Source organism: Cellulomonas gelida (assembly GCF_006538725.1).
GTDB classification, from domain to species: Bacteria; Actinomycetota; Actinomycetes; order Actinomycetales; family Cellulomonadaceae; genus Cellulomonas; species Cellulomonas gelida.
In genome coordinates, this window is sequence record NZ_BJLQ01000016.1 from 1 (window position 1) to 11,666 (window position 11,666).

Annotated in this window: 5 protein-coding genes; 2 read left to right on the top strand and 3 right to left on the bottom strand. The window is 73.7% G+C overall.

Annotation, left to right across the window (positions count from 1 at the left end; translation table 11 throughout):
• Positions 1-77 precede the first annotated feature (77 nt).
• Positions 78-3,941: a S8 family serine peptidase gene (locus CGE01nite_RS08865; protein WP_141370356.1), complete on the bottom strand. Its 3,864-nt coding sequence runs from the start codon at positions 3,939-3,941 to the stop codon at positions 78-80.
• A 261-nt stretch (positions 3,942-4,202) separates the two neighbouring features.
• Between CGE01nite_RS08865 and CGE01nite_RS08870 the strand changes: the two genes are divergently transcribed.
• Positions 4,203-4,733 (top strand): ribonuclease H family protein, encoded by a 531-nt coding sequence (locus tag CGE01nite_RS08870; protein WP_048343221.1) that lies wholly within the window; start codon positions 4,203-4,205, stop codon positions 4,731-4,733.
• A 143-nt stretch (positions 4,734-4,876) separates the two neighbouring features.
• Here CGE01nite_RS08870 and CGE01nite_RS08875 read toward each other — a convergent pair whose 3' ends face one another.
• Positions 4,877-8,791, bottom strand: coding sequence for a S8 family serine peptidase (locus CGE01nite_RS08875; RefSeq protein ID WP_141370359.1), 3,915 nt, complete (start codon positions 8,789-8,791; stop codon positions 4,877-4,879).
• A 192-nt stretch (positions 8,792-8,983) separates the two neighbouring features.
• The gene (locus CGE01nite_RS08880; RefSeq protein WP_141370361.1) at positions 8,984-9,574 is read right to left on the bottom strand and encodes a protein-L-isoaspartate O-methyltransferase family protein; all 591 of its coding nucleotides are present in this window, start codon (positions 9,572-9,574) and stop codon (positions 8,984-8,986) included.
• A gap of 180 nt (positions 9,575-9,754) precedes the next feature.
• Between CGE01nite_RS08880 and CGE01nite_RS08885 the strand changes: the two genes are divergently transcribed.
• Positions 9,755-11,497 carry a GMC oxidoreductase gene (locus CGE01nite_RS08885; RefSeq protein WP_229747349.1) on the top strand — a complete coding sequence of 581 codons (1,743 nt, stop codon included), beginning with the start codon at positions 9,755-9,757 and terminating at the stop codon, positions 11,495-11,497.
• The last annotated feature ends 169 nt before the right edge of the window (positions 11,498-11,666 follow it).

Genomic DNA, 11,666 nt, shown 5'->3' on the forward strand with positions numbered 1-11,666 from the left:
GGGTGTCGTGGCGGTGGGGCCGCCACGACACCCCGTCGGTGTGCGTGATCCGCCGCGTCAGCGACGGACAGGGGTCGTCAGCGCGTGACCGTGAAGGTCACGGTCTTCGACGAGGCCGAGGTCCCGGCCGTGCCCGCGTAGCCGACGGTCAGGGTGTGCTTCCCGACGGACAGCGAGGTCGGCAGCGTGATCGTGGCCTTGCCGGTCGTGCCGCTGACCGTGAGGGTCCCCGACGCGATCGTCTTGCTGCCCTCCTTGATGGTCACCTTCCCGGAGGGAGCAGCGGTCGCGCCCTTGACGGTGACGGTGGCCTTGACCGTGCTGCCCTTCTTCGCGGTCCACTTCGACAGCGAGACGCTCGTCGTCGTCGTGGACTTCGCGACCGTGAGCTTCACGACGGCCGACGTCGACCCGACGTACGCCGAGCTCGTCGGCACGAAGACCGCCTTGAGCTGGTGCGTCCCGACGCCCAGGGCGACGGCCTTGGTGGCCTTGCCTGCGGACACCGTGACGGAGCCGAGCGACTTCGTGCCGTCGTAGAAGGTCACGCGCCCGGCCGCGGCCGGGGAGACCGTCGCGGTGAGCGTGGCCTTCTGGCCGTACGAGGTGCCACCCGAGACGGCGAGCTTCGTCGTCGTCTTCGTCGGGACCGGGACGGTGACGTCCACGACCTGCGCCCGCGACGTGCCGGTGTTGTGGTGCTGCAGGACGAGCAGCTTGCCCGACTTCGCGGTCGCCGATCGGTGCACGGGGATCGTGCCGACCTCGCCGATCGCCGGGACGAGCAGGCCCGGGTCCGTCTCGAACCAGAACGACGGGTCGTACGGGTCGACCGTGAACGGCGTGACCTCGTCGACGACGGAGTCGCGCGCGTAGTCGGAGTACGTCCACACCGAGACCGTCGGGGTGTCGCCCTTCTCGATGCCCGTGGCCACGAGGCCGATCGGTGCGACCAGCACGTTGCTGTTGAACAGGCCGCCGTCCATGCCGATGACGCCGTTGACGAGCTGCGTGTCGATCGCGTCGTCGGACGGGTCGGCGTGCAGGTCGAACGTCTGGACGACCGTGAGGTCCACCTCGGGGTCGATCTTCGTGACGATCGACTGGAGGTCGGCCTCGCCGTCGTTGTCCACGTCGATGTCGATGACCGGGATGACCCCGGTGCCGATGGAGGCCCAGTCACCGTCGGTCGCGATGCCGATGTTGAGCGTGGCCCACTCCGGGTCCTCCTCGAGCGCGTCGACGTACGGCGCGTTCGACGACCAGCCGACGTACCGCAGGTCGCCCGAGGCGATCGCGGACGCGGACGTGGTCAGCGAGGCGTCGGCCTCGAGCCGGGGGCTCGTGGCCGCCAGGATCAGCGGCGACGTGAGCGACGTCCAGCCGCCCGCGTCGACACCGCGACCGGTGAGCGCGAGGCCCGCGGTCGTGGCCGTGCCCGAGAACGCGACGTTCGACGCCTTGAGGTCGGCGACGAGGCGCGGCGCCGCCTGGACGGGCACGCGCAGCTCCTGGTCGTCGGACGTCGAGGTCAGCACGACGCGACCCGAGAGCGTGGTGACGTACTCGCGCGGGAGCCCGAACTGCGCGAGCTCCTGCGTCGGGTCGATCTCCCGCTCGAGCGTCGCCGGGTCGACCGTGAGGGTCAGCGTGAGCGTGGACGCCCGGCCGGCCGGGACGGTGACCTGCGACGGCGAGACCGTGATGCCCGCGCCGCCGGCGGTGGACGCCGCGACGAACGCCGTGTCGTACGTGCGGGCCGACGAGCCGAAGTTGCGCACGGTGACCGTGGCCTTCTTCGTCACGACCTGGTCCGCCACGTCGACGACGCCGAACGCGACCGACGTGAGCTCCTCGTCCTGCGAGGCGTACGCGATGACGTCCGTCTCGACCGCGGCGAGCGCGTCCACACGGCCGGAGCCGACGCGCTCGGGGCCGTAGGCGATGCCCGCGCCGTCGGCCTCGGTGGTCACGTCGTGCGTCGCGGTGTTCATGACGGCCGCCTTGACCTGCTGGGCCGTCCAGCCCGGGTGCGCCGCCCGGACGAGCGCGGCGATGCCGGCCACGTGCGGGGTCGCCATCGACGTGCCCGAGAGCACGTGCCCGGCAGCACCGCCGCCGGACGCGGCCGACAGGATGCCCGTCCCGGGCGCGGCCACGTCGGGCTTCACGATGCCGAGCGACCCGTGCACACCGCGCGACGAGCCCGAGTTGAGCAGGTCGCCCGCCCCGGCCTGCGTGCCGCGCATCGCGAGGCTCGGACCGATCTGCAGCCGCAGGGAGCCGGCCTCGATCTCGCTCATGAGCGCCTCGGTCGAGGACTTCGTGAGCTGGATGCCAGGGATCGCGGCGTTGCCCGAGATGCCGGCGGAGAACACGTCGACGTCGGTCGGCAGCACCACACCGGCTGCGCCGGCGTTCGAGGCGTTCGTGAACCGGGCGACCGAGCCGCACACGCGCGCGGGCGTCTCGTCCCACCACAGGTACACGATCCGGCCGGCGACGGCCGCGGCCTGCTCGGGCGTGAACGGCGTGCAGCCGTCGAACTTGGCACCCAGGAACACGACGGGCGCGGTCACGTCGGCGCCGCCCGAGTACGCGATCGAGTTCTGGCCGGCGAACGTCTGGCCGCGCAGCGCCGCGGCGTCCGCCTCGATGACGCGCGCCGCGTCGAGCACGGGGGCGCCGACCGAGTTGGCGACCGTGAGCGAGCTCGCGGCGTTGCCGGGTGCGCCGCCGACGTCGGTGATGTCGCCCGCGTTGCCGGAGGCCACCGCGACGACGACGCCGAGCTTGGTCAGCTCGTCGACGAGCAGGTTGTCCGGGTCGTCGGCCGGGGAGCCGTCCGAGCCGAGCGACATGTTGACGACGTCGACGTGGTCGGACAGGTCGCCGTCGCCGTTCGGGTCCGCGGCGCGGTCCAGGGCGAGGCTCGTGAGGTTCGTCGAGCCGCCGATGTCGCCGAAGACCTTGAACGCCCAGACCGTCGCGCCCGGCGCCGAGCCGGGGCCGATCTGCCAGTCGGAGACGTCCGTGAGGTCGTCGTACCCGCCGGTGAACGTGGTGCCGCTCTCCGTCACGCCGTACCCGGCGGCCGAGCCGGCGACGTGCGTGCCGTGGCCCGAGTTGGGGGACGTCGACAGCGAGTCGATGGGGTTCGCGTCGGGCGTCGGGACGTCCGTGGAGCCTGGCTCGTCGAGGCTCGCGTCGTACAGCGGCCCGGCGAAGTCGTAGCCGCCCGCGTACTTGGCCGCGTCGAACCACGCCGGGTCCACGGCCTGCGTGCCGTCGTCGCCGTACGCGGCCTCGTATGCCGCAAGGGTGCCCGCGCCGCCGAAGTCGGCGTGCGTGTAGTCCAGGCCCGTGTCGATCACGGCGATGCTCACGCCGTCGCCGGTCTCGCCCGTGTCCTGCCACGTCGCGAGCGCGCGCGTGAAGTCGACCGTGTTCGCGTTCGACGGACGCTTGGTCGCCACGCGGTAGATCGCGGTGACGTCGTCGGACGCGGCGAGCGCCGCGATCTTCTCGGCGTCGCCGGTGACGAGCGTGCCCGCCATGAGGTTCGTCAGCGTGCCCAGGCGCTTGGGCGTGGCCGAGCCCGCGTTCTTCGCGGTGAGCTCGGTCGGCACGACGTCGGCCGCGAGGTCCTCGGCAGCGGCGGCGGCCTCGAGGACGGCGTCGGCGCCCTCGTCGGCGACGTCGACGCCCGCGTCGGTCGCGAGCTGGACGAGGGCCGTGATCTGGCCCTCGTCACCGGTGACGCCGATGCGCTTGCGGGCCTCGGCGAGCGTGGTCGAGGACAGTGCGGGGTCGAGGCGCGAGGCGGCCGGCCCCGCGTCGGAAGGCGCAGCGGTGGCGGACGTGGCGAGCAGCGCGCTGGTCAGCGCGACCGACACCGCCGTGGTGGACGCCAGGAGTGAGCGCCGGACTGGTCGTGACATGCGTGTCCCTTCGTGTATCCCTCGGGGCGCCCCGCGACCCGATCTCGACGAGGGCGCGGTGCGGAGCGTGGGGCGCACGTTACTGACCAGTAGGACGATCGAGGGGCGAGTTCACCTGATCGCAACGAAGTCGCGGCGAGATGGCGGCAACATCCCGAGGGGTGGACATCTCGCCCCGGCGACGACGCCCTGAACAGGGGCGACGACGAAGGTGTGGACGGTGACGACCGTGCGCGTCCGGGTGGCCGACAATGGTCGGCGATGATCACCGTGAGCACCGACGGCTCCTGCCTGCGCAACCCCGGGGGTGCGATCGGGTGGGCCTGGGCCAACCATGACGGCACGAGCGCCAGCGGCGGCGAGACGTCCGGCACCAACCAGATCGCCGAGCTGATGGCCGTGCTCGAGGCCGTCCGGGCGCACCCCGGCGACGAGCCGCTGCGCATCGAGGCCGACTCGCAGTACGCGATCAAGTGCTCGTCGGAGTGGGTGCACGGGTGGCGGCGCCGCGGCTGGCGCACCGCGGGCGGCGGCCCGGTGCAGAACCTCGCGCTGGTGCAGGCGATCGACCGCGCCATCGCGGAGCGCTCGGGCCCCGTGACGTTCACGTGGGTCCGCGGCCACCGCGGGGACCGGTTCAACGAGCGGGCCGACGAGCTCGCAGGCATCGCCGCGCGCGCCGCCCGCGACGGGCTCCTCCCGCGGCCCACGACCGTCGCCGACGCCGCGACCCGGCCCGACGGGGCGGCTCAGCCCGCTGCGCGCGGGCTCGTCGTCGACACGCTGTTCTGAGCGGGCTCGTCCTCCTCTGACCGGTCTCGTCTTCTGAGTCGGCTCGTCGCGCGAACGCCCGGGCCGGGGCCCGGCACGACGGCGGGGCGCCGCGGCCGTGGCCACGACGCCCCGCCGAGGGCGTGCTCTTCAGGGCGACCGCGTCAGCGGCGGACCGTGAACGTGACCGAGCCCTGCGAGGCCTCGGTCGACTTGCTGCCGGCGTAGCTCGCCGTCAGCGTGTGCGGGCCCGGCGCGAGATCACGCGGGAGCGCGATCGACACCGTGCCCGTGAGGCGCTGGACCTTGAGCGTGCCGGTACCGATGACCTTCGTCCCCTCGGTCAGCGTGACCGTCCCGAACGGGGCCGCGGTCGCGCCGGTCACCGTGACGACGGCCTGCGACGCGCCCGCACCGCCCGGGTACGGCTTGCCGCCGCCGCTCGTCGTACCGGACGCCCCGGAGCGGACGGAGGCACCGGTCACCGTGACCTTCGTCGTCGTCGCCGACTTGGCGACCGTCACCGGGACCGCCGCGGACACCGACGGCAGGAACGTCGAACCCCTCGCCGGGACGAACGACGCGGTGATCGAGTGCGCGCCGAGCCCGAGCTGCACCGACGCGGTGGCCGCGCCGCGCCGGACGTCCGCGACGGCGATCAGGTGCGTGCCGTCGCGGAACGCGACGGTGCCCTTCGCCGACGGCGGCGTGAGGCTCGCCTTGAGGAGCGCCTTCTCGCCGTACGACGTCCCGCCGACGACCGACAGGGTCGTCGTCGTGGCGGTCGGCAGGGTCGCCTTGACCACCTGGACGCGCTTGCCCGCGACGTTGTGGTGCTGGAACACCAGGAGCTCGGCCGAGGCTGCGCTCGCGGAGCGGTGCACGGGGATGGTGACCCCGCCGGCGCCGTTCGTGGAGATGAGCGAGTCGCGGTCGTTCTCGAACCAGAACGGCGGGGCGTACGGGTCGACCGTGAACGGCTCGGCCTCGTCGACCACGTCGTCCTTGCCGTACGGCGAGTACGTCCAGACGGTGACGGTCGGGGTGGCCCCCGGCTCGATGCCGACGGCACCGAGGCTGATCGGCGCGACGAGCACGTTGTTGTCGAACACGCCCGTGTCGACGTCGCCGAGCTCGTTGTTGATCGGCTCGATGTCGACCGCCGGGTTCGACGCGGGTGCGTGCAGGTCGAACGTCGAGACGACCGTGAGGTCGATCGACGGGTCGAGCTTCCACACGTACGACTCGAGGTCGTACGTGCCGTCGCCGTCGACGTCGGTGTCGATCACGGGGATGACGGCCTGGCCGAGCGAGGCCCAGTCGCCCTGCGTCGCGACACCGATGTTGAGCAGCCCGTACTCCTGCGGGTCGGCGCCGAGCGCCTCGACGTAGGGAGCGGTCGAGGACCAGCCGACGTACCTGATGTCGCCGGACGCGAGCGCCGAGGCCGACGTGGTGAGCGTCGGGTCCTCCTCGAGCTGGGGGCTCGTCGTGCCGAGGATCAGGGGCGTGGTGAGCGACTGCCAGCCGCCCGAGGACACGCCCTTGCCCGTGAGCGCCAGGCCCGCGGTCGTGGACGTCCCGGAGAACGTGACGTCCTTGGCCTTGAGGTGCGAGACCAGACGCGGCGCGGCCTGCACCGGGACGCGCAGGTCGGAGGCGGCGGTGCGCGAGTCGAGGACGACCCGACCGGTCAGCCCCGCGACGTACTCGCGCGGCAGCCCGGACTGCACCGAGGCGGACGTGGGGTCGATGTCACGCTCGAGCGTGGCCGGGTCGGCCTTGAGCGTGACCGTGAGCGTCGTGGAACGGCCCGGCGGCACGTTGACGCGCGTCGGGTGGACCGTGATGCTCGCGCCGCCCGCGGTGGACGCGGCGACGAACGACGCGTCGTAGCTGGCGAGCGTGCGGCCGGTGTTGCGCACGGTCACCTTGGCGGTGCGCACGACCGTCTTCGGGCCGACGTCGACGACGCCGAACGCGACCGACGTGAGCGCCGGGTTCTTGGCGTTGTACGCGAGGACGTTCGTCTGCACGGCCTGCAGCGCGTCGACGCGACCGGCGCCCACCCGCTCGGGTCCGTACGCCAGACCGGTGCCACCGGGCTCGGTGGTGACGTCGTGCGTCGCGGTGTTGACCACGGCGGCCTTGACGTCGGTCGCCGACCAGCGCGGGTGCGCGGCGCGGACCAGCGCGGCGATGCCCGCGACGTGCGGTGCGGCCATCGAGGTGCCCGACAGCAGCTGGCCCGCCGTGCCGCCGCCCGAGGCGGCCGACAGGATGCCGGTGCCGGGTGCGGCGACGTCGACCTTGGCGATGCCGAGCGAGCCGTGCACGCCGCGCGACGAGCCGTCGTTCAGCAGGTCGCCCGCGCCCTCCTGGCTGCTCGACTGCGCGAGGCCCGGGCCGATCGTCAGCGACAGCGTGCCCGCCTCGATCTCCGGCAGGAGCGCGTCGGTCGACTGCTTGGTGAGCTGCGCGCCGGGAATCGTGGCGTTGCCCGCGATACCTGCGGCGAAGACCGCCTGCTCGGTGGGCAGGACCACGCCGACGGCGCCCGCGGCGGTCGCGTTGTTGAAGCGGACGGCCGATCCGCACAGCCGCGCGGAGTCGTCGTCGTTCCACCACAGGTACGCGATCTTGCCGGCGACTAGCGCGGCCTGCGCCGCGGTGAACGCCGTGCAGCCGTCGAAGTCGGCCGCCACGTAGGCGACCGGGGCGGTGACGTCCGGCCCGGAGTACGCGACCGAGTTCTGCGCCGCGAACAGCTTCCCGACGAGCGAGGCGTCGGAGGCGGCCGTGACCTTGACGGCGTCGAGCACCGGGGCGCCCACGGAGTTCGCGACCGTGATCGCGCTCGCGGCGTTGCCCGGCGAGCCGCCGATGTCGGTGATGTCGCCCGCGTTGCCCGAGGAGATCGCGACGACCACGCCGAGCTTGGTCAGCGCGTCGATGAGGGCGTTGTCGGGGTCGTCGGCCGGGGTGCCGTCGCTGCCGAGCGACAGGTTCAGGACGTCGACGTGGTCGGACAGGTCGCCGTCACCGTTCGGGTCCGCGGCACGGTCGAGCGCGAGGCCGGTGAGATCGGTCGAGCCGCCGATGTCGCCGAACACCTTGAACGACCACAGCTGTGCGCGGGGCGCGGCGCCGGGGCCGATCTGCCAGTCGGAGACGTCGGTCAGCGTCGAGTAGTCGCCGTCGAACGTGCTGCCGGTCGAGTCGACGCCGTAGCCGGCGGCGGTGCCGGCGACGTGCGTGCCGTGGCCCGAGTTGGGGGACGTCGACAGCGAGTCGATGGGGTTCTCGTCGGGCGTGGGGACGTCCGTGGAACCGGGCTCGTCGAGGCTCGCGTCGTACAGCGGCCCGGCGAAGTCGTAGCCGCCCGCGAACTTGGCCGGGTCGTAGGAGCCCGCGGGGATCGGCTGGGTGCCGTCCTCGCCGTACGCGGCCTCGTACGCCTCGACGGTGCCCGCACCGCCGAAGTCGGCGTGCGTGTAGTCCAGGCCCGTGTCGATGACGCCGACCGAGACGCCCTCACCGGTCTGGCCGGTGTCGTGCCACGCCTGCAGCGCACGCGTGAACGTGACGGTGTTGGCGTTCGTCGGGCGCTTGGGGACGACGAGGCGGATCGCGGTGACCTTGTCCGACGACGCGAGCGCCCGGATCTTGGCGGCGTCGCCGCTGACGAGCGTCCCGGCGATGAGGTTGGTGAGGGTGCCGAGCCGCTTCGGTGCGGCGCTGGCGACGTTCTTCGCGGTGAGCTCGGCCGGCACGACGTCCTGCGCGACGGCCTCCGTCTGCGCGGCGGCGTCCTGCACGGCGTCGGCACCCTGGGCGGCGACCTCGACGCCCGCGGCCGTGTCGAGCTCGACGAGCGCGGTGATCCGACCCTTGGCACCGACGATCCCGGCGGCCTTGCGCGCCTCGTCGAGCGTGACCCTGCTGAGCGCGGGGTCGATGCCGTGGTCGGACGGGGTGGGTGGACCGGGTGGCGCGGCGGTGGCCGACGAGCCGAGGAGCGCGGTGCTGAGGGCCACCGCGAGCGCGGTGGTGGAGGCGAGGACGGATCTGCGTGACATGTGCACCCCTGGAGTTGTGGGTTCTCACGGAGCGTCCGTGGGACCGTCGGGCTGACCGTTGCCCTCGTCGGCGGAGACCACGCACGCCCGACGCACGCTACTGACCGGTACGCCCCACGTCATCCGGTACGACCGAATTGGTGGCGGCGCTCGTCGAACGCCCCGCCGAGGACCGGCGTGCCGGCGCGCCCCTCAGCGCAGCGGGACGAACGCGTACGACCCGTGCGTCGTGTCGCTGACCTGCCCGTCCGCGACGACGAGCAGGTGCATCGTCGACCGGATCGGCAGCACCAGGCGGCCCGGGTCGGCCAGCATCCCGACGAGCTCGTCGGGGAGCGTGCGCGCGGCCGCCGAGACGAGGATCCGGTCCCAGCCGCCCGGGCGAGAGCGCCCGACGGTCCCGGGCGGCGCGATCTCGAGCCGCGCGCGAGGGGTCGCACGGCCGGCGCCGGCCGGGGTCCCCAGGTACTCGGCGACGTTCGCCGCGCCCCAGACCGCGAGCTCGGGGTCCAGCTCGAGACCCAGCACGTCGCCGTCCGGTCCGACGAGCCAGGCGAGCAGTGCCGTCGTCCACCCCGAGCCCGCGCCCACGTCGAGCACGCTCGCACCCGGCGGGACGTCCAGCAGGCGCAGCATCGCCACGACCGTGCTGGGCTGCGAGCCCGTCGAGCCGTGCCACAGCGGCAGCGCGCGGTCCTCGTCGGCGTGCGCCCGCTGTGCGCGCGGCAGGAACTGCACCCGCGGCACCGCCCGCAGCGCCTCCCGTACCCGGTCCTCGCTCATCCGATGGTCACCCGGCCGTCGTCGTGCTCGTCGCGCCCGCCCCGCCGCGCCGCTGCGTCGCCGTGCGCGCGGTCGGCCGTCCTCAGCACCGACACTAGGCGCGTGAGTGATCCCCGGCCCGCGACACCGTCGTCGTCCCCCGGCCCGACCACGGCCCGTGCCGCGGCCCTCGACGCCGACGTGATCGTGGTCGGCTCGGGCTTCGGCGGTTCGGTCGCGGCGCTGCGGCTCACCGAGAAGGGCTACCGCGTCATGGTCCTGGAGGCCGGGCGGCGGTTCACGCCCGAGACGCTGCCGCGGACCTCGTGGGACGTCCGGCGGTTCCTGTGGGCGCCGCGGCTCGGCTGCACCGGGATCCAGCGCATCCACGCGCTGCCGGACGTGCTCGTGCTCGCGGGCGCCGGGGTGGGCGGCGGCTCGCTCGTCTACGCCAACACGCTGTACGAGCCCGAGCGTGACGAGTTCTGGGACGACCCGCAGTGGGCGGGCATCGCCGACTGGCGCGCCGAGCTCGCGCCGCACTACGACCAGGCGCGGCGCATGCTCGGCGTCGTCGAGAACCCCGCGACCACGCCGGCCGACGAGGTCGTCCGCGGTGCCGCCGAGGAGCTCGGGGTCGCGGGCACGTACCGGCGCGCACCCGTCGGCGTGGTGTTCGGGCGCGAGGGTCGGGTCGAGCCGGGGACCGTGGTGCCCGACCCGTTCTTCGGGGGCGTCGGGCCCGAGCGCCGGGGCTGCACGCAGTGCGGCGCGTGCATGACGGGCTGCCGGTTCGGGGCCAAGAACACGCTCGAGACCAACTACCTGCCGCTCGCGGAGCGCGGCGGCGCGCGCGTCGTGCCGCTCACCACCGTGACCGCGGTGCGCCCGGCCGACGACGGCACGTGGGAGGTCGACGTCGTCGCGACCGGCCGTCGGCGTCCTCGTCGGACGGCCCGTCGGACTGCTCGTCGGACTTGTCGGACCCTGCGGGCCGGGCAGGTGGTGCTCGCCGCGGGCGCGTGGGGGACGCAGGACCTGCTGCACCGGCTCAAGGCCGACGGTGTGCTGCCCGCGCTGTCCGACCGGCTCGGGCACCTGACGCGCACGAACTCCGAGGCGCTCGGCGGTGCGGTCGCGCGGTGGCGCGACCGGCGGACCGGGCCGGACCTGACCCGCGGCGTCGCGATCACCTCGTCGATCTGGCTCGACGAGCGCACCCACCTCGAACCCGTCCGGTACGGCCGCGGGTCCAACCTCATGGGCCTGCTGTCGACCGTGCTCACCGCGGGCCCGACGACGGGCGAGCGACCGACCGGTGCGCGGGTGCGCCACGTAGGGCGCTGGTGCGCCGCGGCCCTGCGCCACCCCGGCCAGATGGGCTCGCTGCTGCTGGGCCTGGGCTCGTGGTCGCAGCGCACCGTGATCGGGCTCGTGATGCAGACCGGTGCGGCCTCGATCGTCGTGCAGCCGCGGCGGACCTGGCGCGGACGCGTGCGCCTGACCTCGACGCCGGGCGACGGCGAGCCCAACCCCACGTGGATCCCGCAGGCGCACGACGCGTACCGCGCCATGGCGCGCCAGCTCGGCGGGTTCCCCGCCTCGAGCGTGGCCGAGGTGGTGGACGTGCCCATGACGGCGCACTTCATCGGCGGCTGCACGATCGGGCGCTCCGCGGCCGACGGCGTCGTCGACCCCTATCACCGCGTGCACGGCTACCCGGGGCTGCACGTGCTCGACGGGTCGACGATCTCCGCGAACCTCGGGGTGAACCCGTCGTTGACGATCGCCGCCCAGGCCGAGCGCGCGTGCGCGCTGTGGCCCAACCGGGGCGAGAGCGACCCGCGGCCGCGACCCGGCGAGCCGTACGTGCGGTTGGCGCCGGTACCGCCCGCGCGACCCGTGGTGCCCGCGCGCGCCCCGGCGGCGTTGCCCAGGCACTGACGGGTCCTTCACCGCACCCGTCTTTCACCAGACCCGTCCTTCACCGCACCCGACGCTCGTGCACGTGCCGGTGGCCGCGGCGCTCCGGGTGTCGGCGACATGGAAGCGTGTGCACGATTCGTCCGACGTGTCCGGTCTGCGCAGGTCAGCACGGCGTGTCGCGGCTCCT

Coding starts and splice junctions, on each gene's coding strand:
- CGE01nite_RS08870 (WP_048343221.1), top strand. CDS start 4,203: ATGATCACCGTGAGCACCGACGGCTCCTGCCTGCGCAACCCCGGGGGT.
- CGE01nite_RS08880 (WP_141370361.1), bottom strand. CDS start 9,574: ATGAGCGAGGACCGGGTACGGGAGGCGCTGCGGGCGGTGCCGCGGGTG.
- CGE01nite_RS08875 (WP_141370359.1), bottom strand. CDS start 8,791: ATGTCACGCAGATCCGTCCTCGCCTCCACCACCGCGCTCGCGGTGGCC.
- CGE01nite_RS08865 (WP_141370356.1), bottom strand. CDS start 3,941: ATGTCACGACCAGTCCGGCGCTCACTCCTGGCGTCCACCACGGCGGTG.